This window comes from Alistipes senegalensis JC50, from assembly GCF_025145645.1.
GTDB classification, from domain to species: domain Bacteria; phylum Bacteroidota; class Bacteroidia; order Bacteroidales; family Rikenellaceae; genus Alistipes; species Alistipes senegalensis.
Window position 1 is genome coordinate 713,001 of record NZ_CP102252.1, and the last position, 25,790, is coordinate 738,790.

Genomic DNA, 25,790 nt, shown 5'->3' on the forward strand with positions numbered 1-25,790 from the left:
GGAAAAACGATCGTATATTTACGACTGACAAAATTGTTAAATCAAATTGTTAACACAGCGCGACGCCATGACCAAACCGGCCAAAAACAAGGAGCAGACGATTCTGGAAGCCGCCGAACGGGAATTCCTCAACAAGGGGTTCGCAGGAGCGCGGACGACCTCGATCGCCGAGGCGGCGGGTGTGACGCACGCCATGCTGCACTACTATTTCCGGACCAAGGAACAACTTTTCGAACGCATCCTCGACGAGAAGATGCGCCTGATGAGCCAATCGGTGCTGACCGCCTTCGGACAACCGGGGCTCCCGCTGGCGGAACGCCTGCGAAACGGGGTCGAACGCCATTTCGACTTCATCGCGGCCAACCCCGACCTGCCGCGCTTCATCGTCAACGAGGTCTTCTCGCGGCCCGAGCGCTACGAGACGATGCGCACGCGCATCCGGGAGATCGCAGAGGTCCTGATGCACGACATCCAGCAGGAGCTGGACGCATCGGCGGACCGCGGCGAGACGGACCGGATCGACGTGCGGATGCTGATGCTCGACATCATCTCGCTCAACGTCTTTCCGTTCATCGCCTTTCCGGTCGTCGAGCCCATCCTCGGAGACCTCTCCGGCGACCGGAGCCGCTTCTTCGAACTGCGCAGGAGCGAAAACGTGGAAATCGTCCTGCGCCGACTCAAAAAATCGTAGCCCATGAAACGAATCGCCCTTCTGTGCGGATGCCTGCTGGCCGGACTTTCGGCCGGCGCACAAGTGACGCTCGACGAGTGCCGCCGGCTGGCCCGCGAGCACTACCCCGAAATCCGGCAATACGACCTCGTGCGCCGGACCGAGGAATACACCCTGTCGAACGCCCGCCGGGCATGGCTGCCGCAGCTCTCGTTCGCGGCGCAGGCCACCTGGCAGACCGAAGTCCCCTCGTTCCCGAACGCCCTCGCGGGCATGCTCGCCCAGCAGGGAATCGACATGCCGGGGATGAACAAAGACCAATACAAAGCAGCCCTGGAACTGAACCAGACCCTCTGGGACGGCGGCAAGTCGGAGGCCGACAAACGCATCGCCCGGGCCGAGGCCGCCGAACAGGCGCGCTCGACGGACGTGGACCTCTATGCGCTGCAAGGACGTGTGGACAACCTCTTCTTCGGCATCCTGCTCCTCGACGAGCGGATCGCGCAGACCCGGCTGACGCTCGACCTGCTGCGCAGCAACCTCGAAAAGGTCCGGGCCCTGCAACGGAACGGCGTGGCGATGCAGAGCGACGCCGACGCCGTGGAAGCCGAACTGCTGACCGTGAACCAGCAGCTGACGCAGGTCACGGCCTCGCGCGACAGCTACCGCCGGATGCTGGAGATCTTCACCGGCCGTCCGCTGGACGGCGAACGGCTGGAGCGTCCCGACGCCTCGGAGCCCCGCTCGATGGAGTCGTCACGTCCCGAACTGGCGCTGTTCGACGCCACGGCCGACAAGCTCACGGCGCAGGAACGGCTGGTCAAAGCGGCGACCCGCCCGCGCTTCGGACTCTTCGCGCAGGGGTATTACGGCTATCCGGGGATGGACTATTTCCAAAGCATGATGTCGCCGGACTGGTCGTGGAACGCGATGGCGGGCGTGAAGATGTCGTGGAATTTCGGGGCCTATTACACCCGGAAAAATTCGCTCGCCAAACTGCGCACGGCCAAAGAACAGGTCGAAATGCAGCGGGAGATATTCCTTTTCAACACGCGGTTGCAGACGGCCGAGGAGAGCGGCGACATCGCCCGTCTGCGCAAAGCCCTCGCCGACGACGACCGCATCGTGGCCCTGCGCCGCTCGGTGCGCGAAGCCGCCGAGTCGAAGCTCCGCAACGGCGTGATCGACACCGACGATCTGTTGCGGAAGATCACCGACGAGGCGGCGGCCGCCACGGCGCGCTCGGCCCGCGAGATCGAACTTCTGAAAACCATCTATGAACTCAAACACACGATAAACCGATAAAAACAGAGCTCTTATGAAACGGATATTCATCTACTGCGCCCTGCCGCTCCTGACAGCCGCCTGCGGCCGCAGCGGGGATTTCGACGCCACGGGAACGTTCGAGGCCACGGAGGTGGTCGTGTCGGCCGAAGCCGCGGGGCGCATCCTCCGGTTCGACGCCGAGGAGGGCGACGTGCTGGAAGCCGGCCGGCAGGTCGGCGCGATCGACACCGTGCAGCTCTACCTGCAAAAACTGCAACTGGAGCGCCAGCGGGCCTCGGTCGTCAGCAACCGCCCCGACATCGCCAAGCAGGCGGCATCGTTGCGCGAGCAGATCGCCAAGCAGCAGACCGAACGCCGCCGCGTCGAAAACCTCCTCCGGGACGGCGCCGCCACGACCAAGCAGCTGGACGACATCGACGCCCAGATCAAGGTGCTGAACGGACAGTTGGAGGCCCAGCTCTCGACGCTCCGCAACAACGCTGCGTCGATCGACGAAAACTCCTCGTCCATCGACCTGCAAATCGCCCGGATCGAGGACCAGCTGGCGAAGTGCCGCATCGCGTCGCCCGTCGCGGGGACGGTGCTGGCCAAATACAGCGAAGCCGGGGAACTGGCGTCGGTGGGGCGTCCGCTGATGAAGGTCGCCGACCTCGACCGCATCTACCTGCGGGCCTACTTCACCTCGGACCAGCTGGCCGGGCTGAAACTCGGGCAGGAGGTGACCGTCACGGCCGATTTCGGCGGCGACAGCCGCATCGACTACCCGGGGCGCATCGTGTGGATCGCCTCGGAGAGCGAATTCACCCCCAAGACGATCCAGACGCGCGATTCGCGGGCCAACCTGGTCTATGCCGCGAAGATCGCCGTCGAGAACGACGGACGGCTGAAAATCGGCCTTTACGGCGAAGTCAGGCTCCGCAATTAAAAATGAAAAATCAAATGGCGGCTGCACGAAACGCAATAGAAACGAACGGTCTGACCAAGCATTACGGCGCGCTGACGGCGCTCGACAGCGTGACATTCGAAGTCGCGCGGGGCGAACTGTTCGGGCTGATCGGTCCCGACGGCGCGGGCAAAACCACGCTGTTCCGCCTGCTCACGACGCTGATAAACCCCGACGGAGGCACGGCGTCGGTCGATGGCTGCGACATCGTGCGGGAGTACCGCGAAATCCGCAGGCGGGTGGGTTACATGCCCGGGAGGTTCTCGCTCTACCCCGACCTCTCGGTCGAGGAGAATCTCGACTTCTTCGCCGCGCTGTTCGGCGTCGATGCCGCGGCCAACCGCGACCTGATCGCCCCGATCTACCGCCAGATCGAACCCTTCCGCACGCGCCGCGCCGGGAAACTCTCGGGCGGCATGAAACAGAAGCTGGCGCTGTGCTGCGCGCTGATCCACCGCCCCTCGGTGCTGCTGCTCGACGAACCCACGACGGGAGTCGATGCCGTATCGCGCAGCGAATTCTGGGACATACTCTCCGAGCTGAAGTCGAAAGGCATCTCGATGCTCGTCTCGACGCCCTACATGGACGAGGCGCGCCGCTGCGACCGCATCGCGCTTTGCAACGAAGGGAAAATCCTCGGCATCGACACTCCGCAGGGGATCGTCGGACGGTTCGACGGACCGCTCTACGCCCTCTCGGGCCGGGACATGTACGGCCTGCTGCTGGCGGCCCGCCGTTCGGCAGGGGTCCGCGAATGCTACCCTTTCGGCGAGGCGCACCACCTGATCCCCGCCGACGGGTTCGATGCCGCGGCGTTCGCCCGCGAGCTGGCCGGGCAGGGCTTCCCCGACGCCGTGATCCGCCCCGCCGAAGCGGGAATAGAAGACGTATTCATCAAACTGATGCACCATGAACCATGACCCGATCATATCCGTCCGGGAGCTGAGCAAGCGGTTCGGCGACTTCGTGGCCGTCGATCGCATCACCTTCGACGTGGCCCGCGGGGAGATCTTCGGATTCCTCGGGGCCAACGGCGCCGGGAAGACCACGGCGATGCGGATGCTCTGCGGGCTGAGCTACCCCACGTCGGGGAGCGGCACCGTCGCCGGATTCGACGTGATGCGCCAGGGCGAGCAGATCAAACGCCGCATCGGCTACATGAGCCAGCGGTTTTCGCTCTACGACGATCTGACCGTGCTCGAAAACATCCGCCTCTATGCGGGAATCTACGGACTGAGACGCCGCGAAATGCTGCGGCGCGCCGTGACGCTGCTCGACCGGTTGCAGTTCCGCCGCGAAGCCGGCACGTTGGTAGGCTCCCTGCCGTTGGGATGGAAGCAGAAGCTGGCCTTTTCGGTGGCGACGCTCCACCGGCCCGAAGTGGTGTTCCTCGACGAGCCGACGGGAGGCGTCGATCCCGTGACGCGCCGCCAGTTCTGGGAGCTGATCTACGAAGCCGCCGCCGGAGGCACCACCGTCTTCGTCACGACACACTACATGGACGAGGCCGAATACTGCTCGCGCGTGTCGATCATGGTCGATGGACAGGTGCGGGCGCTGGGCGCCCCGGCCGAACTGAAAAGACAATTCGCCGCAGGGTCGATGGACGAGGTGTTCCGCACGCTGGCCCGCGGCGCCAAACGGACCGAATAATATGGGTGGTTTCCTGTCATTCGTCAAAAAAGAGGCGCTCCACATCGTGCGCGACCCGCGGACGATGCTGATCGTGCTGCTGATGCCCGTGGTGCAGGTACTGCTGTTCGGCTTCGCCATGAACACCGAGGTCACCGACATCGAAGTGGCCGTGGTGGCCCCGCATCCGACCGAGGCCGTCCGCCGGGCCGTCGAGCGGATCGCGGCCAACCCCTATTTCACGTTCCGGGGCTGCATTGCGGCAACGGAGATCGACCGGACGCTGCGCCGGGGCGACGCCGACGCCGTGGTGGTCTTCGCCGAAGACTACGACCGGCGGACGGAGGCGCTGAAACAGGGCCTCGCGGCGGAACCGGCCGTGCAGCTGGTCTTCGACGCCTCGAACACCAACACGGCGTCGGCCGGAGCGGGCTATCTGACCAGCGTCCTGCTGTCCGGCGCACCGGGCGTGTCAGCCGTTGGAACCCGCCTGCTGTTCAACCCGCAGATGAAGAGTTCGTACAACTTCGTGCCGGGCATCATGGGCATGATCTTCATCCTGATCTGCGCCATGATGACCTCGGTGTCGATCGTCCGCGAAAAGGAGACCGGAACGATGGAGGTGCTGCTCGTGTCGCCCGTGCGGCCGCTGAAGGTCGTACTGGCCAAGATGATCCCCTACTTCGCGCTCTCGTGCTTCAACCTCGCGTCGATCCTGCTGCTGGCGCGGTTCGTTCTCGACGTGCCTCTGTCGGGCAACCTCGGGGCGATCATCGGAGTGTCGATGCTCTACCTCGCCCTCTCGCTCGCCTTCGGGCTGCTGATCTCCACCTTCGCCGACCGGCAGGCCACGGCCCTGATCATCTCGGGCATGCTGATCCTGCTCCCGATCATCATGTTCTCGGGGCTGGCGTTCCCGATCGAGAACATGCCGAAGGTGTTGCAGCCGATCTCCTGCATCATCCCGACCCGCTGGTACATCGACGCCGTGCGGAAGCTGATGATCGAGGGACTGCCGTTCGGAGGCGTGCTGCGGGAGTTCTCGATCCTCGCGGCGATAACCGCCCTGCTGATCGCCGCGGCGCTCCGGAAGTTCAACGACAAACTCGAATAACGACCGACCGCGCGAAACGCATGCCATCACCCTCCCGAGAGCCGTTCAAGAAACGGCTTTTAGAAACAGAAGCGCAAAATCGGGACCAAGCCCCGATGGCTCTTAGCCGGGTGACGCCGCAGGCGGCAAAGACAGCGGCCGAAAGCGGCAGACACAGTAAACAGCTATAATTACCTGACAATGCGTACCCTTTTTTACCTGTTGGACAAGGAATGGCGGCAGTTCCTCCGCAACCCGTTTCTGCCGAAGATGGCCGTGATGTTCCCGCTGATGGTGATGCTCGTCATCCCGTGGGTGACGACGATGGACGTGCGCCACGTCAACGTCGCGGTGATCGACGGCGACCGCTCACCCGCATCGCGGAGGCTGATCCAGAAGATCGGCGCCTCGGACTACTTCACCCTCCGGAGTATCCCGGAACGCTACGACGATGCGCTCGAAGCCCTCGAAGCGGGCGATGCGGATGTCATCGTCGGGATTCCCGCCGATTTCGAACGCTCGCTGGCCTCCGGGAAGCCCGAACGGATCGACATCGCGGCCAACGGCGTGAACGCCGTGAAGGGCAGCCTCGGAATGCAGTATCTCGTGCAAACCGTCACGCAGACCCTCGCGGAACTGCGCAGCGAGCAGGGACAGCCGCCGGCCGCCGATCCCGTCGTCGTCGAGAACCGCTACAACCCGACGCTCGACTACCGCCACTACATGATCCCGGCGCTGATGATCATGCTGCTGGTGATGCTCTGCGGCTTCCTGCCGGCGCTGAACCTCGTAAGCGAGAAGGAGACCGGAACCATCGAGCAGATCAACGTCACGCCCGTCAGCCGGCTGACTTTCACGCTGGCCAAGCTGATCCCCTACTGGGTGATCGGAACGGCCGTGCTGGGTGCGGCCATGCTGCTGGCATGGATCGTCTACGGGCTGGCTCCGGCCGGAAGCATCGGGGCCATCTTCCTGGCCGCGGGGCTCTTCGTCCTCACCATGTCGGGGCTCGGCGTGGCGATCGCCAACCGTTCGGAAACCATGCAGCAGACGATGTTCGTGATGTTCTTCTTCGTGATGATCTTCATCCTGATGAGCGGCCTGATCACCCCCGTCGAGTCGATGCCCGCATGGGCGCAGTGGATCACCCGCCTGCTGCCGCCCCGCTACTTCGTCGAGATCATGCGCGCCGTCTACCTCAAAGGCTCGCTGATCGGCGACCTGTGGTCCGACTACGTCCTGCTGGCCGTCTTCGCCGCCGCCTTCAACACGCTCGCCGCCGCGACCTACCGCAAACGGACATAACACTTAAAAAAACATACGACCATGAACCGAGAAGAGATGCTGAAAGCCGCCTGCGGGCTTTTCCTGCACGAAGGTATCCGAAACCTGAGCCTCAACAAAATCGCCGACAGACTCGGCGTCACCCGGCATGACCTGCACGCCTGTTTCGGCGACAAGCGCGAACTGGCGGAGCTGAGTGTCGAATACGGACTGCGACAACTCGACGAGACGCTGCAAGCCGCCGAGGCATCGTCGGCAAGCCCCGTCGAGGCGCTGATCCGCACGTCGGTCGCGGTCTGCGACGCCTTCGGGCAGATGAGCTGGATGTTCTCCGAGGACGCCCCCTCCTATCCCGCCGTGATCGACGCCATCGGCCAGAGCCGCCGGAAACTGCAAGAGCGGCAGCAGAGGCTATTCCTGCAAGGTGTCGGACAGGGCTACCTGCTCGGCGAGGTCTATTACGAAGTGTTCGAACAGCTCTTCTGGCAGAACGCCATGACCGAAAGCCGGTACCGCGAATCCACCCTGCGGGTGCTCTTCACCGTGGTGCGCGGCTCCGCCACCGAGCGGGGCCGGCAGGAGGCGGAACGGGTCCGCGAAGCGATGGGCCTGACGGACTGACGCGCTGTCCGACGAACGGCCCGGGCGATGTCCGCCCGTCCCGAAAAACGCCGCCCGATCGGTCGGGCGGCGTTTCGTATACGGCGGCGTTCGTCTATCGCACCGGAAACTCCGTAACACGCAGGGTCGTACAGCCGTAAGGAATCAGTTCGATCCACTCCGCTTCGGGCGTCATATACATCTGCTGCGAGGAGACGAAGGCGATCGGCCCCGCCGACCCGCCGTGCAGCGTCCAGTCGCCGATGCGGTGGGCCTGGGTACGGATTTTCACCGGAGAGCCGTCGGGCGTCCAGGGATAAGGCGCCATTTCTCCCGCATCCTCCACCACGAAGCTCTCCGCGACCTTCTCGGGCCGGACATTCGCTTTCGGAAGGCAGTAATTCCACGGGGAATCCGAGGTCACCTCGTAATAATACGGACCGTAGAGGGTCTGTTTCTCCGGTTCCATCGCGTGACGCTCCCACTTCTCGTTCATGCGCAGGGCGTAGACCAGCGGTCCGCGCTCGACGACGGCCGCCTCGTTGTACCAGCGGCTCACGGCGACCTGCGCCGGGAAGGTGAGGTTCAGACAGTCGCCCGAACGCCACTCGCGCTCCACGACGACGATCCCTTCGCCCGCGCTGCGGAAGGCCACCTTCTCGCCATTGAGCGTGATCTCGGGCTCGGCACACCAGCCGGGAATGCGCAGGTGGAGCGGAAAAGCCGCCGTGGCCCGTTTCCCGGCCCCGGGCAGCGTCACGCAGAAAGCGATCCGCTCGCGGAAAGGATAATCGGTGCGCTCCTCGATCACGACGCTCCGGCCGCCGACCGTGGTCTCGACCTTAGAAGGGGCGTAAACCAAAGCGGCCAGACCGCCGTCGCGGGTCGCATACCAGAGGTTCTGCACCAGTTTGGGCCACCCCTGATGGAGATTCGACGTACAGCACGGATAACCCGTGTAGAGGCCGAAAACGATGTCGGTATCCTCATGGGGCGTCGAGAAGGGCCGCACCTTGCGCGTGACTTCCACCTGATTGACCTGCTGGTAATACTGCCGGGCATCCTGCGCGTCGGTCGTCTGGGTCGGCAGGGCATTGTAGGCCACACGTTCGAGATAATCGCCCCACTCGCGGCCTCCCGTGATCTGGAGGATCTGTTCCAGCGAGAACATCATCTCGACCGCCGTGCACAGTTCGGAACCGAGCGTCGGATCGCCGAAACGGAGCTTCTCGTCGCCCGCCCAAAGCCCGGTCGGAAGCCCGATGGTATGGCGCATCTTCTCCACGGCACGGCCCACGGCCTCGATGTGGCGCGAATCGCCGCTCTGCTGCCAGTAGACCACCGGTTCCTTGAAACCCTGGCCGAGATCGACGCAATGGAGGCTGTACGGACGGCTCAGGTGGTCGCCGTGCAGGAAAGTCCCCGTCCAGTCGAACGTCTGCTTATGGATCAGCTCGCCCAGTTCGAGCAGGAATTTCTCCCCCGTGAGGTTGTAGAGCCAATAGACCACCGCGAGGTTGTCGCCGCCGCGGACGCGCCCCCATTTGGTCCAGTTGTCGAGGGGCGTCCGGGGAAGCTGCGCCAGCTGGTAGCGGAAATAGCGGCCCATGAAATCCAAGACGCGCGGATCGCCCGTCGCCGAATGGTATTGCTGCAACACTTTGAGGACCACCATGCGGGGCCACCAGTCACGAGCCTTGTCGCGCTGCAACCCCGGTTCGGCCGGACGGTCGGTCACGGGTCCGAAATTGCCGTCGGCCGTCTGCGACGCCAGCGCCCATTCGATCCACGGCTGCACCTTGGCGATCAGCCGCCGGTCTTCGAGAATGTAGGCCAGCGGCAGCAGGCCGTCGATCCAGTAGGGACCGCGCTCCCACACGTCGCCGTCGCCTCCGAGCCAGCCGTTGCGCGGGCCCATGACCTGCGGGTAGAGCGAATCGAGGTGTCCGGTCATGCCGTCGCGCATCCGCACGAGCTGTTCGTTGAGCCAGCCCGCAGGCTTCACGGCGCCGATCGGCAGTTCGGCATAGGGCCGCGGCTGAAGCGGCGCCCGGTTGAATCGCGTGTCGGGCTGAGCGGATACCGCCGCCGCAACCGCGAGACTGCACAAAGCAAAGATAAGTCGAATCGGTTTCATATTGGTTTTGAATCGGATTTTACACATGCGATTTCTTCGAAACGAACAGCGCGAGGATGAACGACAGCGCCGAAGCCGCGATCCAGAAGATGATGGCCGTATCGAAATCGTAGGTCGTGACACCGTCAGTGACCGTCTTGCCCGAATTGATCAGCCAGCCGCTGACGATGTCCTGCAACCCGGCGCCGACATAGCTGGCCATTCCGACGATCCCGAGGGCCGCGCCCGTGGCTTCGCGCGGCACGATGTCGATCGCCATCAGCCCGCCCAGGAAGCAGATCAGCACCCCGATGGCCATGCCGAATAACACCATGCTCAGCAGGTTGACGAACATGCTGTCGCCCGAGTAGAGGAACAGACACAGGGCGACGGTGTTCAGCACGCCGAAGCCGAAAGCCAGCACGTTGCGGCGTCCGTGGAACAGCGTGTCGGACAGCCATCCCGAAAAGACCGTTCCGACGATCCCCAACAGGGCGTTGACCGAGATGACCTGCGTGGCCGTGGCCAGCGAATATCCCTTGACCTCCTGCAGAAACAGCACGCCCCAGCCGTTGATGGCATAGCGCGAGACATACATGAAGGCGCTCGACAACGCCAGCACCCAGACGAAGGGGTTGCGGATGACCGAACGCTGGAGTTCGGAGGTGGACCCGTGGTCGTGGCTTTGCTCGGGAGACTCCTCGCCGGTCAGCACCTCGATCGGAGGCAGGCCCTTCGATTCGGGGGTGTCGTGCAACAGGAAAACGATCACCAGCACGCCCAACACCCCGGCCACCGACGACCCGACGAAGCCCCACTGCCAGCCGAAGATGCCGACGACGGCCCCGACGAAGAGGAACGAAAGGAACTCGCCGAGGTTGTGGCTGGCGCTGAAAAATCCGTAGTAGGTGCCGCGCTTGCTCAGAGGGTACCAGCGCGAGAGGGCGATGATCGCCGGGGGCGCGCCCATCGACTGCGACCACCCGTTGACGCCCCACATCACGGCGAAGGCGACGAAGAGCGTCATGTTGCCGACCATGCCCCCGCCATTGGCGAAGCCCAGCGCCCCGACCAGCAGGTTGGCGACGGCCGAGACGCACAGTCCCGCGGCCATGAAACGCTTGATGTTGCTGTGGTCGGAGAGGAATCCGTTGACGAACTTGCCGATGGCGTAGGCGAACAGCAGCGCCGAGCCGATGATGCCCAGCTGCGTGGCGTCGAGAGCCCCGCTTTCGAGGATCGGCTTCTTGACCACATTGAGGCTCGTGCGGCAGACGTAATAGAGGCTGTAACCGACCGTGCCGGCGATGAAGCTCTGGAAACGCAGCTTCTTGTAGAGTTTCATGCGCGCCGCGTCGTCGCCCGTGAACGGTGCCGAAGGCGCGCTTTTGCGAAAGAAAGAGAGTATGCTCATTCGTTTGTTCGGGAATAGTTTCAGGTTACGGTGAATTTCACTCGGCGAAAGCCAGCTCGACCAACACCGGGAAGTGGTCCGAAGGCGTGCGGGCACGGAAAGGTTTCGCGCTGCCCCCGGGCTCCTCCGAACGGTAGGTGTCGGTCAGAATGCCGTAGCGCAGGACCCGAAAGCCGGGCGTCACGAAGACGTAGTCGATATGGCGGAAGGTCTTGCGGTCGGGATCGAAGCCGTTTTCCGTCCCGGTCCAAGCGTATTTGATCTCGGCCAGATCGTAGGTGTCGGAGAGCAGTCTCGAGTCGCGCAGCACGGCATAGCTCTCGCTCGTCTCGCCGACGTTGAAATCGCCCGTGAGCACGGCGCGTTCGCCGCGGCACATCGTCCGGATCTTGTCCAGCACCAGCCGGCAGCTTTCGACCTGGGCCCGTTCGCCCTTGTGGTCGGTGTGCAGGGTGAAGAACCAGAACCGCTCCCGGGTCTCGCGGTCGAGGAAACGCCCCCAGCAGCAGATGCGGACATATTTGGCGTCCCAGCCCTTGTTCGGGCGCGAAGGGTTCTCGGCGAGCCAGAAATGGCCCGAGTCGAGCAGTTCGAAACGGTCGCGCTTGTAGAACACGACCGAGTATTCGCCCGCCTCGGCGCCGTCGTCGCGCCCGACGCCGGTGTATCCGTAGCCGGGCAGCGCTCCTAAAAGGTCCTCCAACTGGCTGTGGAACACCTCCTGAGCCCCGAAAATGTCGAAATCGTGGAAGCGGACGAGCGATGCGATCACCGGCAGGCGTCGTTGCCAGCCGTTGCCTTTCGTGTCGTCCCCGGCGTTGAGCTGCCGCACGTTGTAGGTTCCCGTCGAGAAGGTCTGCGCAGCGGCGGGGAAGGCCGTTGCGGACGCAGCGGCGCAAAAAAGGATGAACAGTTTCTTCATATCAGTTTTTTTCGTTTTGTCAGTCGTTTCATTCCGAATCCGGCCAGCGGTCCTTGAACTGCGGCGAGCGGCGGAACCAGCGGATCGAAAGGGAAATATGCTTTTCGACCGTGCGCTGCGCGATGTGCAGCCGTTCGGCGATCTCCCGGTTGGTCAGACCGTCGATGCGGCTCATCCGGAAAATCCGCGCGGTCCGGGGCGGCAGGCGGTCGCACAGCGCCAGCACCTCTTCGATCAGCAGCGTCGCCAGCGGAGAGTCGTTGGGCGCGTCGAGAAAATCGCACAGGGCGAGCGTCTCCCACGCCCGGGACTCCTGCAACTTGTTCAGATCGACGCTGTTGTAAAGTATCTTGTTCCGCCGCAGCCAGTTCAGGCACTCGTTGTGGGCCATCGAGAAGAGGTAGGAGGGCACCTTGGCGCGGTCCAGGCAGGGACGGCGCCGGAGGAACTTGTAGAAAATCTCCTGAATGATGTCGTCGCCGAGGTCCCCGCGGCCGGTCACGCCGTCGATATAGGCGCACAACCGCGGATAAAGAGCCGTAAACACCTCTTTTACCTCCTGTTCGGTATATCCGAAATATGGAACTCCGGTATGAAACATCTTCTCTCTGGCAAGCTGACTGCTGAACGGTATCCAAAACCGTACCTTACCAGCTCACGTGCTCCGTATAAGTCGTCCCGAAGCGGTCTGTCACCCGGACCTCGCCCGCCTTCACGCCCGGCGAGGGCTTGATGCGGAACATGTGGAACGACTTCGCGGGCTGACAGTATTTGCGGGTGGTCTTATTGGTCACCGTGGCGTACAGGTCCACATAATCGGGGTCGAACTCCTCGCAGGGCTCCATCTCGCCCATCTTCACGCCGTTCTCCCACCACTCGACGGGTCCCCAGGCGTCGTCCCACGTCCAGACGTTGGCCAGCACGTAGTCGCTTCCGGTCCGCACGGGCGAATAAAGGCGCATCTGATGGCTGCGGTCCTTGCCGCAGGAGTGGTAATACCACGACACGTCGTCGCCATCGACATCGACGATCATATAGCCCTGCGGCGTGCCGTCGTTGTTGAGATGCTTGTTCAGGCGCAGCGAACCCGTCGAACGGGTGACGGTGACGGCCGTCAGGTTCTCGATGGGCATCTGTTCCGAACGGTTGTAATTGTAGATATACGTGTGGTGGTTGTGCCCGGCCCACGAATAGACGTTCCTGAACTTGAGCAGCTCGTCGCGGTAGACCGCATAGTTCCTGTTGCGGGTCGAAAAGCTGCTGTACTTCTTGAACATCTGCGAATGGGCGCAGATCATGATCGTCTTGTCCTTGGGCACGTAGCTCAGGTCCTGCCGGAGCCAGTGGGCGATCTCGTCGCTCAGCCCCAGTTCGTAGGATTTCGAGGCGTCCTCGCGCCCGTAGAGGATGTTGTCCACGAAGACGTAGTGCATGTTGCCGATATTGGCCGAATAGCAGGTCGGACCGAGGTACATCTCGAAATAGACCGTGCCCAGCGAATCGCTCAGGATGGTCGTCTGGTCGTGGTCGTGGTTGCCGATGACGTTGAAGGTCGTCGTGTTCACCCGCTCCGTGTTGTCGATATAGGCGTTGTAGACGTTCATGTCGTTGTAGACCAGGTCGCCGAGGTTGATGCCGTAGCACGGGGTCCCGATCGTGCTGCGCATGCGGATCATGTCGGGAATGACCACCGAGCGGTAAGCCTCGGCCGAACCATCGACGCCGTAGTTCTTGATCTGGGGATCGCCCTGCACGAGCAGCGTATGGTGCTCGGCGGGCGTCAGGCGCGGTTCGAGCACGAAATCGGCCTTCACCTCCTTCTGGAAGCGGTCGATGCGTTTGAAGAACTGCGGGCATCCGTGACGCGCCGGGATTTCGTATTCGGCCGGCACCGAAATGAAGACGAAGCGGCGCTGCGAAAGGTCGCTCGTCAGCGCATAGCGCCCCTCGGCGTCGGTCTGCGTGCAGTTGAGCCCGTCGCTCACCACGACGCCCTCGACGGGCAGTCCGCCGCTCGACACGACGCGGCCCGTGACATTCGGAGTCTGGGCATAGGCGGCGCAGCAGAGGAGCGCCGCCCAGATATAGATGATCAAACGTTTCATAGCTTGCGTTTTTTAATTGTTCCCGTCCCAGTAATAACAGCTTGCGAGGTCCACGACCGCCTTGTTCTTCACGACGTTGCGCCCGGTGACGAACTGTTCGAAATTCCCGGGCGAAGCCTTCGCCGCGGCATCGCGGCTCTGCGCCGACGTTCCCACGCCGCCGCCTACGCCGCACGCTTCGATGCGGTCGGTGGCGGTGCGGCCCTCGCCGAGGATCGACCCGGCCAGTCCGAACATCCCCTTCACCACGCCGCCGTTGCGGCACGCCTCGATGCGGGAGTTCCCGCCGTTCCACGTCGTCGCGGCGATACCGCCCGCCTGACCTTTCGCCCCGGCGAGCACGTCGCCGCGGTTCGTACATCCTCTGACGGAGCCGTTTTCGAACGCCGCGACGATGCCGCCCAACAAGGCACCGCCTCCTTCGACGGTCCCGAGGTTTTCGTTGCCGTCGAAATCGCAGTAGCTGGCGAAGCCGCAGATACCGGCCGCACGTCCCGATTCGGAACGCACCCGCCCCGTATTCACGCAGTCGCGCACGTCGGCGCTCACGGCCTCATTGCCGTTGACGAAGCCCACGATGCCGGCCGCCTGGATGCCGCGCGCGCTGTTGCGCGTGTTCTCGCCCAGCCCGCAGGAGACATCGCCTTCGTTGCGGCAGTCGCGGACCGAAGCGGCGTAGACGGCGTCTTTCTTGGCATAGATGTCGCCCACGATACCCCCGGCGGTCGAACGGCGGTCCACGCTCACGCCGTCGAACCGCACGGCCCCCTTGTTGCGGCAGTGCGAAACGACGACGGGACGCCCCGACAGTCCGACGATGCCGCCGACGGAAGCCTGATAGGAACTCGTCGAGGTGACGGGTGCGAAATTGTCGCAGTCGCCGACGGTCAGCGACTCGTGGGCCGAACCGCAGATGCCGGCCGTGAGGCTGTACGCATAGCCGCGCGTGGTGACGGCCCCGAAATTGTCGCAGCACATCACGTCGCCCTTGGCCATGCCGCAGATGCCGCCCGCCATCTCCTGACAGTAGCGGTCGCTGCCCTCCTCGACGCCGCGCGCCGCGGAGACGATCTCGCCGCGGTTGATGCAGAACTTGGTCTTTACGCGCATGTTGTAACCCACGATGCCGCCGATGTGCGAGACGATGAACGCGCCCGAATAGCTGACGCGCCCGGTGTTCTCGCAATAAGCCACGAAGGCCCCCGGCAGCGAACGCCCGAGGCTTCCGCCCAGCACGCCGCCCAGGTACATCCGCGGTTCGGCGTTCGGGGCCAGCGACGGACAGTTGCCCGTCGAGGTGATTTCGCCGCCGTTCTTGCAACGGATGACGACGTATTTGTTCATGCCGCAGACGCCGCCCACGTAATTGTCGTGCTGCGACCGGGGCGAACGGTGCGCAATGGAGCCGTAGTTCTCGCAGCGTTCCAGCGTGCCGTGGTTCACGTCGGCCACGAAACCCGCATAAAGCGCATCCTCGCCGTCGTCCGACACCTTCATCGAACAGCTCTCCGCGATCACGAGGTTGCGCACGGTGCTGCCCTCGGCGACGAGCCGGAACAGCCCGCCGTCGGTTTTCCAGTTGAGGATCGCGTGGCCCTCGCCGTCGAAGACGCCCTCGAAGGTCCCGATCCGCGCGAAACGTTTTACCTTGCCCATGTCGATATCGGCTTTCAAGTGCACCTCGCCGCGTTCGTCCTGCCATGCGGCGATGTCGCCGCCCGCATTGACGGCCTCGGCGAAAGCCGCGAGGTCCGCAGCGGAGGAGATGCCGCCCGCGGCAGCAGCCAAAGTTACCGCCACGGCAAGAAGAGTCAATGACAATTTCTTCATAATTCGGTTAAATTTTCAGGTTTGTTACCACTCCAACGTAGTCGTATAGTGTTCGCCGAAACGGTCCGTCGTCTCGATGGTCGCCTGCGTCGCTCCGGCCGTGGGCAGGATGCGGAACATGTGCGAGGTCCGGAAAGGCTCGAACGTGGCCGTGCTCTGCGCCGAATTGTAGTAGTCGGCCATCCGGACGAAGGCCCCGTCATAGGCGGTGACCCGCTTCATTTCGGCTTTGTCCTTGCCGCTGTCCGTATAGCGGACCTCGCCCCACCGGGCGTCGTGGTTCCAGACGTTGGCATAGACGTATCCGTCGTCGTACCAGACGCCCGGAGCATAGGCCCGGATCTGACGGTCGCGCCCCAGCCCCAAGGGTTTGTAATACCAGCTGATCTGCTCCCCATCGACATCCACGACCAGATAACCCCGCGGCGTTCCGTCGGTCGAGATCCGCTCGTTGAGCCACAGCGCCCCGGTCGAACGGGCCAGAATGTGCGACTCGACATTGGGGAATTTCGCCGCCGGCTCCTCGGCCGCATAGGCGTAGTTGAAATTGATGTGCGAATGGCCCGCCCAGGAGTGCACGAAACGGTACTGCGCCAGACGCGAGGCGTAGTCGGGGCCGTGCTTGTCGCGCTCGGCGGGCTCGGAGTCGGGTTTGCGGAACATCGAACTGTGGGCGCAGAGCATGACGATCTTGTTCTTATCGACGTATTTCAGGTCGTTGCACAGCCAGCTGTACACCTCGTCCGAAAGCCCGTCGTTATACGCCCCCGTAGTGTTCGGGTCGAGCGTGTTGTTCTTCATGATGATATTGTCGAGGAAGATGAAATGCAGCTCGCCCAGCTCGACCGAATAGCAGGTCGGGCCGAGGTACTCCTCGAACTTCTTCACCGCCTCGCGGTCGGTCGCCACGTTCTGCACATGATCGTGGTTGCCGATCACGTTGAAGACCGGGAAATCGAAATCCGCGATCCCGGCGCAATAGGTCGGATAGAGCGACATATCGTTGTGGACCAGGTCGCCCAGCGAAATGCTGTAAACCGGGCGGTCGGTGATCGACGCGGCCGTCTCCTGCAAATCGCGGCACATCTCCTCGTACACGTCGATCGAATGGAACGCGAAGTTGTCGTAACGCGCATTGCGTGAACGGATCTGCGGATCGGCCGTCATCAGGATCGTATAGCGCGAGGCCGCCTTGCGGCGGGCCGTGAGCGTGAAATCGGCCCGGACCTTCGCAGAACCCTCGGGAATACGCTGCCAGAACTGCGGGATGCCGTCCTTCACGGGAATCTCATACGCCGCGGGGATGGTCACCTGCACGAACCTCCGCTTCGAAAGGTCGCTGTCGAGCGTATAGTTTCCGAACTCGTCGGTCAGGGTCGTGAGCAGTCCGTCGCTCACGACCACCCCTTCGACGGGCAGCCCCCGCTGGTCGAGGACCGTTCCGCTGACGGCCGCGTCCGGGCCCGGCCCGATCCCTCCGGGCGCGTCGTTGCCTCCGCAGGCGGCCAGCAGCCACCCGGCCAAGAGGACGAATATCAGTTGTCGTAGCATGCGTCGCATCGTTGTTCTAAAAAACGGGGACGGAACGGAGGCTTCCGCCCCGTCCCCGACCCACTAACCGTTTATTTTCCGTCCCAAAGGGTGTTTCCCGAGCCGGTGAAATTCTTGTCGCCGCAGACGTTATCGGACATCAGGGCCACGGGATCGCCGCTCGACCCCTTGAACTGACCGCCGAAACGGCAGTCGTCGATCGTAGTGCCGGCAACCGAAGTGCCGGCAATGCCGCCGCCGACGAACTTGGCCTGTCCGTAGGTCTGGGAATAGAGTATCCCGTAATGATCGCTGCTCCGCACGGCGGAACCTTCGGACAAATCGCCGACGACACCGCCGAGCTTGACGGTCGTCGCATCGCCCGTTCCATCCGCCGTAACGGTCGCACGGTTCAGACACCCCTCGATCTGCGTGTTCATTGCCTGGGCAGCGATACCTCCCGACCGGCCGTTCCGGTTGGCGGTGGGGAAATCGCCGGTATTCGTACAATCCCGGATCTGTGCGACCGAAGCATATCCGACCACACCGCCCGCCATACCGCGGTAAACGGTCATCATACCCGAATTGACGCAGGAGGAAACGACATTGGGATCGCCCGTGGAAACGAGCGCCCCGACGATACCGCCCGCACAATTAGCGCGCTTGCCGCTCGCATTCCCGTCGTATTCGATGTTGTTGTTGTAATAATCATTGTTCACCTCTCCGCTGTTGGTGCAGTCCGAAATCGTACAGTTCGGCTCGAAGACATATCCGGCGATGCCTCCCATATAAACGGGCATGGCATTGGCGCGGGTCGATGCCATTCGGTCGTGAATCAGCCCCGCCGCATTCTTCGAACCGGCAATGGAGGCACCCGAATAGTCATAATCCAGATCGCCCACGATTCCGGCAATACCGCCCAGGCAACGTGCTTTCCAGTTCGCCGTGCCCGATGCCGGAGCGGCTACGACCGAGACGGCGCCCTCGTTGAGCGTGGCGGAGATTTTACCGAGATGCTGCCCCACGATTCCTCCGGCGCAAGCCTGCGCACCCGAATTGTGCTCCATCAGGTCGATCGAAACGGCGCCCGAATTGGTCGTGTCGCCGTTGCCGGTGATCGAACCGCCGTCCATCAGCTGACCTGCGATACCGCCGACATAGGCGTATCGGGGACCGATATACCCCTCTTTCAGCGGGCCGGCAGTTCCGCCGGGATTGCCGGGAAGCGACACCGCCGCCGCATTGACGACATTCGACACGGCGCCATCGGCCGAACCGACGATACCGCCGATAATGACGAACTTGCAGATCGCAGCCGCCGAAACGCCGCCGCGGTTCTTGCTGTCGGAAAGCGCTCCGGTCGTTTTTCCGGCAATGCCGCCGGCATAAGCGTAGCGGCAGGCATCGCCGTCACGGTTGACCGAAAGCGAAATCGGCTGTTTGTTGGTACAGCCCGTAACGGCACCGTCGGCCCAGCCGGCAATGCCGCCCGTATAACTCATAAACGCCGCCGTGACTGCGAGCATGATCGACTTGGTGCTCTCGGTCGTGCAGTTCTCGACCGTGCCGCCGGCATAGCCGACCACGCCGCCCGTGTAGAGGCTGTATTTCTTGTTGTCCTTTTCCGTGGCGCCGTTGGAAACGACCGACCCGTCGTTGACGCACCCCGTCATCACGGCTCCGGGTTCCGTCCGGGCCACGACGCCGCCGATCGAAAGATCGTTGCAAACCACCTGGCTGCCCAGCGTGACGAGCCCGCTGTTCGAACAGTTCTCGACACGTCCGGTCGCCCCGACCAGACCGGCCAGACCGCCTACGCCGCACGCTCCGTCCACCGTGGCGGCGGCATCGAGCGTCACGGCGGCCATGTTGCTGCAATTCCGCAGCGCACCGTTGCAGACCCCGACAAACGCCGCGGCATATTCGCCCGCAGCGATGCTTCGGGCGGTCACTCTCGATGTGGCGTCGATCGTCAGCTCGCGGATCTCCGAACCCTCGGCCGTATAGCCGAAAAGCGGCTGCGCCGTGTTCCAGTTCAGGAGCAGGTGCCCGTTGCCGGCCATGACGCCGTCGAACGGACGCTCCGCCGTACCGATCGAGGTCCACTCGACATCCTTCATATCGACATCGCCCAGCACCTCGACGGTCTTGCCGTCTTCGCCCGACATCCAGTCGGAGGTGTCTTCCCCGGCATTGAACGCCTCGGCGAACATCTTCAGACCCGCGCCCGAAACGATGCCGCCCGCAGGATAGAACGCCTGCCTGATGGTGGGCAGAGCGGTCTGCGCCTCGATGTCCTTGATCGAGAAGCCGATCACGCCCTCGCGCTCGGTCTTCGTATCGCTGGGATTCTCCGCAACGGAGAAAGTGTAGGTCGCCTGCTCCCCGTCCGGTTCGGACACGTAGGTAACCCACGTCGGGCAGGTCACGCCTACGACCGCCTCGGCAGGAGCCACCACATCGAATTTCACCTCGCCTTTGGCCGCGAGATCGAGCTTGCCGTCGGTGTCGAACGGCATATCCGTTCCGAATTGATAAACGGCGTATTCGGTGCTGTACCCCACCCCGTCGGTCGGTTCGATGGTCAGCGTGCCGTAGCGCCCCGCAGCGCCCGTGTTAGCGTCGCAGCGGATGCGGAGCGTCGAGGTGGTCATGCCGCTTTCGGCATCCGGCTCGGAGGTCTCGACGACCTCGCCGTGAATCCATTCCGAATCCACCGGCTGCCATTCCGAAAGGGTCTTGACCACGACCTCGATGGCCTCGGAATCGTTCGGGGCCACCACGGAATAGACCTTGTCGAGGATGAAGATGTTGCCCGACTGATCGACGGTCATCCGGTAGGTGAAAGCGCCCGCCGAAAGGGTGACGACCGCGTCGCGCGACTTGAAATCCTCGTTGGCCGTCACCTCGACCGTGAATTCGCCGCTGCCCACGTGGTTCTCCTCCTCATCGACGATGCACCAGTCGCTGTCGGACGCCACCGTCCAGTGCACGCTCTCCACATTGAGCGTCACGGCCACGGTCCGGGTTTGGCTCGAACTGGTCATGCCCCGGGTGGCGTCCCACGCCGGGGTCATCACGACTTCCAGTTTATCGGGATACGCCGACGTTCCTTCGTCGGACGAACAGGCTGCGAAAACGGCCGTCGCCGCTGCAAATATCAGAAAAATATATTTTTTCATATCGTTGATCTCCTTTTATTTGCGTTTGTTGGTATGATCGGCCCACCAAACGTTCGTGGTCATGTTGTTCGTGCCTCCGAGCCAGCCGTTCACCGCCTCGAAATAGTGGTCGCGGTTGCGGAACTCCTCGTCGGCGGGATAACGCAGGCGCGTGGGCAGGATGCCGTCGTTGGCGGCCAGCGGCTTGACGGGCATCTCGGGATACCCCGTGCGGCGGTAGTCGCACCACGACTCGATGCCGACCAGGAAATTCGAAATCCACTTCTGAGTCATGATCCGTTCGAGCACCTCCTCGCCGTCGAGCGCGTCGATCGACACCTTCGGATTGGAAAGGAACGATGTCAGGTCCGCATCCGGATCGTCGGTCCACTCGAAAACGGCTTCCGAAACGGCCTTCACGTAATACTCTTTCGGCGTGCCCGAAATCCAGCCGCGGTAGGCCGCCTCGGCCCGGATGAACCACAGTTCCGAGTAGTTCATCAGCGGGAAATGGTCGCGGTCCTGAATCACGCTGCGACGGTAGTGGGCCGCCACGTCGAAATATTCCATCAGTTCGTTGTAGGTGATCTGCGTCGGCACGCCCACGAGCTTGTCGAAATAGAGCGACACGCGCGGGTCCTTCAGCCCGGCCGACGTATCGTACATCTCGTTCATCAGCCGCTCGCAGATCATGTTGTTGTTCCAAAGGCCCGCGCGGGTGTTGTGGAACGGCGTGTACTGCGCGTTGACGTTCTTGTCGAACTTCACGTTGGCGGCGTCCGCACGGCTCTCGAAAACGGGATAGACCGACGGATAGGAGAAGATCTCGTTGAGCTTCGACACGGCGTCGAGACGCTCGCCGGCCGGCTCGCTCTCGTCCTTCAGCGCGACGCGCATCAGCAGGCGGACGTACAGCGAGTTGCCGAACTTGCGCCACTGGGCGACCTTGCCGTCGTACATGTAATCCTCCTGCATATCGAAATCCGCGCCCTCTTCAGCCAGCAGGGTGTTGGCCTGTTCGAGTTTTTCGAACATGTCGCGGTAAATCTCCTTCTGGCTGTCGTAAGCCGGGTAGAACTTGCCCTCGGTGTAGCCCTTGCCGGCCTCGAAATAGGGCGCGTCGCCGAACACGTCGGTGATGTGCGAGAGCGTCAGCACTTTGAGGATATAGGCGATGGCCAGCCCCGTCTTGTCATTGTCCTTCTCGGCCTGCACGCGCATGGTCTCGGCATTGCCGGCCCAGCGGTAGATGTTCTGCCAGAAGTAGTTGATGATCGAGTTGTTGAAACGGTAGTTGTAGATGCGCTCGGCCGAGGTCTGCCCCTGCACGGTGTACTGCATGAGCTGCGAATTGACGTCGAACGAACGCTCCAGCAGCGCATATTCGAGACCGAACGTGATCGGCTGCACGTAACTCGTGGCATTGGTGGTCTGCAACGCATTCTTGTTTACGTTCATCTCGTCGAAATTGTCGCAGCCCGACAGGGCGAGCGCGCCGAACGAGAGGGTTGCAGTCAGTCTTATAATCGTATTTTTCATTTTTCGGTTCCTCCTGCGTTAAAAAGTGATCTTGATACTGCCGCCGATGGCGCGGGTTCCGGGCATCTGGGCGATCTCGAAGCCGGGAACGACCGACGAGCCGCGCATGAAGGCGCCCTCGGGGTCCCAGCCCGGGAAATCGGACCAGCAGAACAGGTCGCGGCCGTAGACCGAGAGCACGAGCCCCTTGATGATGCGGGTCTTCGAGAGCCATTTCTTCGGGAACTCGTAATCGAGGCGCAGCTCACGCAGTTTGAGGAACTGCGTGCTGACGAAGTTCTGCTCGGCGTTCTGGAACGCATAGGCCAGACCGTAGTACTCGGTGATGTCGGCCGTCTTGTGGGTGTTCTTCACGTAGTTGCCGTCGGGCAGCTGGTTGACGCCGTCGAGCACCAGTCCGTCGTAACGGCCCGGAAGCGAGACCGTACCCTTACCGCGCGACCCCAGCAGGGCGTTGGAGTAGGAGTAGACATGTCCGCCGAACTGACCGTCGAAAGCCACCGAAAGGGTCAGTCCGTTCCACTTGACGCTCGTGCCGAAGCCGCCCTTCCAGTCGGGCATGCACTCGCCGATGCGCTGCAAATCGTCGGAATACTGCGGGTAACCGTTCTCGTCGATCACCAGCTGGCCGCTGACATCGGTCAGCGAACCGTCCTTGCCCACGATGAACGATCCCTCGGGGGCGCGCTTGTAGCCCAGGCCGTACATCGTCGAGAGCGACTGTCCCTCGTAAGCCGTCATGTAGGCGTGCGACGAATAGGAGGCCACGATCCACGAATCGACGCCGTCGCCCAGTTCGAGCACCCGGTTGCGGTTGAGCGCCCAGTTCACATAGGCTTTCCACTGCACCTTCTTGTTCTTGACGATCGTTCCGTTGACCGAAACCTCCCAGCCCCAGTTGCGGATGCGGCCCGTGTTGCTGTAACGGCTGCCGACGCCCGACGCCTGACTGACGGGCATGCTCACGATCTGGTTCTTCGACTCGCTGTCGTAGTAGGCGATGTCGAGGTTCAGGCGGCTCTGGAACAGGCGGATGTCGGCGCCGACCTCCCACGAGCTGACGATTTCGGGTTTGAGGTTCAGATCGGCCGCCGTGCGGGGAATCTGGAAATTGCCCGCGAAATCCGACGAGGTGAGGTAGTTCGACGTGCGGTAAGGCTTCGTGTCGTTGCCCACCTGCGCGAAGCTGCCGCGCAGTTTCACCAGATTGACGACGTTGCGCGCCGAGCCGAAGTCGATCAGCTCGTTGAGCAGCACGCTGGCCGAAACCGACGGATAGAAATAGGAGTTGTTGCTGACGGGCAGCGTCGAAGACCAGTCGTTGCGGCCCGTGATGTCGAGATAGACGGCGTCGCGCCACGAGAGCGAGATGAGGCCGTAGATGCTGTTGGTCTGACGCTCGTAGGAGTAGTTGTCCGTCTTGATGCGGTTGACCGAGTTGGCCAGCGAATAGACGCCCGGCTGTTTGAGCTGCTCGGCGGTCTTCGAGGTCTGCACGAACGAACGGTTGATGATGCTGCCGCCCAGGTTGGCCGTGATGTTGAATCCGGCGCCCAGCTTGCGGTCGTATTTCAGCAGGAAATCGGTCGAGAGCTGCAACGAAGTGAGTTCCTGCTCGCTGTACATGCCGTATTTGTAGGAGTAGGAACTTTTCGGATGGCGGGTCGAACGCAGATCGCGCGAGAAGTCGATACCTCCGCGGAGCATCAGGTCGAGGCCCTTGTAGAGATGCAGGTTCAGCGCCGTATTGCCGTACATGCGGTCGCGGTCGAGCGTGTTGAGCTGCTCATAAGCCGTGAAATAGGGGTTGTTCTTGCCGCCCGAAAGACCGGCGTCCTGCTGGACGTGCTCCTGGCCGGGCAGCCAGTACTGTTTGGCCCAGTTCATGTCGATATTGGGCGACATGCACCACAGCGAATACATGATCGAACTCGAACCGTAGCCCATCACCGGAAGGTTGTCGTCGTCCTTGCGGTAATAGGTCAGCGACGTGTCCACCGACAGCCATCTGTTGATCTTGTTGTTGCTCTTGAGCGACAGCGACTGTTTGCTCCAGGGCGAATTGGGAACGATCGACTCGCTGCGGTAATCGGTCACCGAAAAACGGATCGCATTGTTCTTGTTGATCTTGCCCGACACCGACAGCGTGTTGGTCGCCGTCCATCCCGTCTGGAAGAAATTCTTGAACCAGTTGCCGTAGCTCACGAACGGCGTCTTGATACGTACGCCGTTCTCATCGACGCCGATGCCGCGGCTCGCGTCGTAATACTGATAGTAGAGCGTCCCGTCCATCTTGGGGCCCCACGACGACACGTCGGTCGTATTGCTGCCCTCGCCATCAACCGGATCGCCGTAATGGAATCCATCGTTGCCCTTCGCCGAACCCTGACCGTAGACATACTGGAAATCGGGCGAGGAGTTGATCTGATCGACCACGAAATTCGACGTGAAGGTCACCGAAACGGAGCCGTCCTGCCCCTCGCCTGATTTCGTCGTGATGATGATGGCGCCGTTGGCGGCCTCCGAACCGTAGAGGGCGGTCGCCGCAGGACCCTTCAGCACCGTGATATTCTCGATGTCCTCGGGGTTAACGTCGCCCGTGCCGTTGCCGTAGTCGATGGCATAGGCGCCCCCTTCGTTGGCTCCGGCCGCCGAAGTGTTGAACATCGGCACGCCGTCGATGACGAACAGCGCCCCGTTGTTGTTGAGGTCGATCGACGACTCGCCGCGCAGCGTCACGCGCATCGAACCGCCGCCGCCCGTATTGGCTTTGGCGACCGTAAGACCCGCCACCTGGCCCGCGAGGCCCGACATCCAGTTGGACGACGAGGCCGACGACGAAAAGGCGTCGCTCTTGACCTTCGTGGCGGCATAGCCCAGCGACTTCTCCTCGCGCTTCATGCCCAGCGCCGTGACGACCACGTCGTCGATGGCCTGCGCCGTGCTGACGAGCCTCACGTCGATCGTCGTCTTGCTGCCGACGTAGATGCCCTGCGTCTTGTAGCCCAGGAAGCTGAACGACAGCTGGTCGCTGGGGCGCGCCTTGATGCGGTACGAGCCGTCGCTTTCGGTGACGGCGCCCACGAGCGAGCCTTTCACGATTACGCTGACGCCCGCAACGGGCTGTCCGGTATCGTCCCTAACGACGCCCTGCACCAGCGCAGGGGCTGCCGAGGCGGTATTTTTCTGCTGGGGGGGGGTGACCTGCCGGTCCACGCCGGCGGTCTGTCCGCCGACGGTTCCGGCAGTTTCGGACTCCTGCGCCTGCGTGGCCGGCTTGTCCGATTTCTTGCGTTTGATCAGGATCTTGTCCTCCCGGAATTCATACGTGAGGTCGCTTCCGGCGAAAATCTTCGCCAGCACGTCGGGAACCGGAGCCTGCTTCACGGAGAGCGTCACCGGAGCGGCCTTGCCCACCAGTTCGTTGTTGAAGAAGAACGTGTAGTAGGTCTGCGCCTCGATCTTTTTCAGGACCGTGGCCAGCGGCGCCCGTTCGACGGTAAGCGTTACGGTCGCGGGCTTCTCCCCGGCTTCGGAGGCATGGGCGATGCCTGCGACTGCCAGGAACATCGCTGCCAGTCCGCACGCCAGCCGGCGTTGCAGGGTCATGCAGCGACCTTCGGATTTGTTAAAATTGCTCATTCATTTAATGTTTAGGTAGTTA

At 62.6% G+C, this 25,790-nt stretch carries 16 protein-coding genes and 1 pseudogene; 7 read left to right on the top strand and 10 right to left on the bottom strand.

All coding sequences use genetic code 11. The features are described from left to right. The first annotated feature begins 46 nt into the window (after positions 1–46). The 7 genes and pseudogenes from NQ519_RS02795 to NQ519_RS02830 all read left to right on the top strand — a co-directional run bounded on the left by NQ519_RS02795 (position 47) and on the right by NQ519_RS02830 (position 7,530). Complete coding sequence (locus NQ519_RS02795) at positions 47–691, top strand: TetR/AcrR family transcriptional regulator (RefSeq protein WP_227901038.1); 645 nt, start codon at positions 47–49, stop codon at positions 689–691. A 3-nt stretch (positions 692–694) separates the two neighbouring features. Next, on the top strand, positions 695–1,975 hold the full coding sequence (locus NQ519_RS02800) for a TolC family protein (RefSeq protein WP_019149585.1): 1,281 nt from the start codon (positions 695–697) through the stop codon (positions 1,973–1,975). Positions 1,976–1,988: 13 nt separating this feature from the next. After that, complete coding sequence (locus NQ519_RS02805; protein ID WP_019149584.1) at positions 1,989–2,882, top strand: HlyD family secretion protein; 894 nt, start codon at positions 1,989–1,991, stop codon at positions 2,880–2,882. 14 nt (positions 2,883–2,896) lie between these two features. Continuing rightward, positions 2,897–4,553, top strand: a pseudogene (locus tag NQ519_RS16225) (ATP-binding cassette domain-containing protein). A gap of 1 nt (position 4,554) precedes the next feature. Continuing rightward, complete coding sequence (locus tag NQ519_RS02820) at positions 4,555–5,646, top strand: ABC transporter permease (protein ID WP_019149581.1); 1,092 nt, start codon at positions 4,555–4,557, stop codon at positions 5,644–5,646. A 180-nt stretch (positions 5,647–5,826) separates the two neighbouring features. Further along, positions 5,827–6,930 carry an ABC transporter permease gene (locus NQ519_RS02825; protein WP_026076298.1) on the top strand — a complete coding sequence of 368 codons (1,104 nt, stop codon included), beginning with the start codon at positions 5,827–5,829 and terminating at the stop codon, positions 6,928–6,930. A 21-nt stretch (positions 6,931–6,951) separates the two neighbouring features. After that, on the top strand, positions 6,952–7,530 hold the full coding sequence (locus NQ519_RS02830; protein ID WP_019149579.1) for a TetR/AcrR family transcriptional regulator: 579 nt from the start codon (positions 6,952–6,954) through the stop codon (positions 7,528–7,530). Between the two features lie 94 nt (positions 7,531–7,624). Here NQ519_RS02830 and NQ519_RS02835 read toward each other — a convergent pair whose 3' ends face one another. The 10 genes from NQ519_RS02835 to NQ519_RS02880 form a co-directional block, all read right to left on the bottom strand. Beyond that, on the bottom strand, positions 7,625–9,646 hold the full coding sequence (locus NQ519_RS02835; RefSeq protein WP_026076297.1) for a beta-L-arabinofuranosidase domain-containing protein: 2,022 nt from the start codon (positions 9,644–9,646) through the stop codon (positions 7,625–7,627). Positions 9,647–9,665: 19 nt separating this feature from the next. After that, on the bottom strand, positions 9,666–11,039 hold the full coding sequence (locus tag NQ519_RS02840; protein WP_019149577.1) for an MFS transporter: 1,374 nt from the start codon (positions 11,037–11,039) through the stop codon (positions 9,666–9,668). A gap of 37 nt (positions 11,040–11,076) precedes the next feature. Next, positions 11,077–11,961 (bottom strand): endonuclease/exonuclease/phosphatase family protein, encoded by an 885-nt coding sequence (locus NQ519_RS02845; protein ID WP_019149576.1) that lies wholly within the window; start codon positions 11,959–11,961, stop codon positions 11,077–11,079. Positions 11,962–11,989: 28 nt separating this feature from the next. Continuing rightward, on the bottom strand, positions 11,990–12,508 hold the full coding sequence (locus NQ519_RS02850; protein WP_242493103.1) for a sigma-70 family RNA polymerase sigma factor: 519 nt from the start codon (positions 12,506–12,508) through the stop codon (positions 11,990–11,992). Between the two features lie 100 nt (positions 12,509–12,608). Next, positions 12,609–14,066 (bottom strand): calcineurin-like phosphoesterase C-terminal domain-containing protein, encoded by a 1,458-nt coding sequence (locus tag NQ519_RS02855; RefSeq protein WP_019149574.1) that lies wholly within the window; start codon positions 14,064–14,066, stop codon positions 12,609–12,611. A 12-nt stretch (positions 14,067–14,078) separates the two neighbouring features. Next, complete coding sequence (locus NQ519_RS02860; RefSeq protein ID WP_044118577.1) at positions 14,079–15,896, bottom strand: hypothetical protein; 1,818 nt, start codon at positions 15,894–15,896, stop codon at positions 14,079–14,081. 24 nt (positions 15,897–15,920) lie between these two features. After that, positions 15,921–17,447 carry a calcineurin-like phosphoesterase C-terminal domain-containing protein gene (locus NQ519_RS02865; protein ID WP_083870904.1) on the bottom strand — a complete coding sequence of 509 codons (1,527 nt, stop codon included), beginning with the start codon at positions 17,445–17,447 and terminating at the stop codon, positions 15,921–15,923. Positions 17,448–17,518: 71 nt separating this feature from the next. After that, positions 17,519–20,608: a BACON domain-containing protein gene (locus NQ519_RS02870; RefSeq protein ID WP_019149571.1), complete on the bottom strand. Its 3,090-nt coding sequence runs from the start codon at positions 20,606–20,608 to the stop codon at positions 17,519–17,521. Positions 20,609–20,623: 15 nt separating this feature from the next. Then, positions 20,624–22,126: a SusD/RagB family nutrient-binding outer membrane lipoprotein gene (locus NQ519_RS02875; protein WP_019149570.1), complete on the bottom strand. Its 1,503-nt coding sequence runs from the start codon at positions 22,124–22,126 to the stop codon at positions 20,624–20,626. Positions 22,127–22,144: 18 nt separating this feature from the next. After that, positions 22,145–25,768, bottom strand: coding sequence for a SusC/RagA family TonB-linked outer membrane protein (locus tag NQ519_RS02880; protein WP_019149569.1), 3,624 nt, complete (start codon positions 25,766–25,768; stop codon positions 22,145–22,147). Positions 25,769–25,790 lie beyond the last annotated feature (22 nt).